At 68.0% G+C, this 482-nt stretch carries 1 pseudogene; it reads left to right on the forward strand.

From position 1 onward, the window contains the following. Positions 1 to 385 (forward strand): annotated as a pseudogene (locus ABY44_RS00165) (hypothetical protein); the annotation flags it as partial. Positions 386 to 482: the final 97 nt, after the last annotated feature.

The following is a 482-nucleotide window of genomic DNA, read 5'->3' on the forward strand; positions in this document are numbered from 1 at the left end:
CTGGGTCGCGATCCTCACCACCACCCTCGTGGCGATGGGCCTGACCCTCGTCGGGGATCTGGCGACGCTCGCCGAGACCGTCGTGCTGCTGCTTCTGGTCGTCTTCCTCAGCGTCAACGTGTCCGTGCTGGTGCTGCGTCGGGACCGCGTCGAGAACGATCACTTCCGCGTGTGGACCTTCGTCCCTGTGCTCGGCATCGGCTCCTGCATCCTGCTGCTCACCCAGCAGCGTCCGGCCGTCTGGCTCTTCGGCGGGATCCTGCTCGCCGTCGGCGGTGTGCTCTACCTGCTGGCGCTGTGGGGCAGGAAGCACACCGGGAAGAGGAACGACACTTCCGGCGGCGACACCGTCGGCAACCCGAAGGAGAACCATGAGCACGCCTGAGCACGCATCCGACGAAGAGATGACGAGCGCGCAGAAGCGACACGACCAGTTGACGGCGGCGCCGGAGGCCACCGAGGCCGACGCCGCGCCCCGCATC

Origin of the sequence: Burkholderia sp. ZZQ-2, from assembly GCF_050768715.1 — a bacterium.
In the GTDB taxonomy this organism is placed as follows: domain Bacteria; phylum Pseudomonadota; class Gammaproteobacteria; order Burkholderiales; family Burkholderiaceae; genus Burkholderia; species Burkholderia cepacia.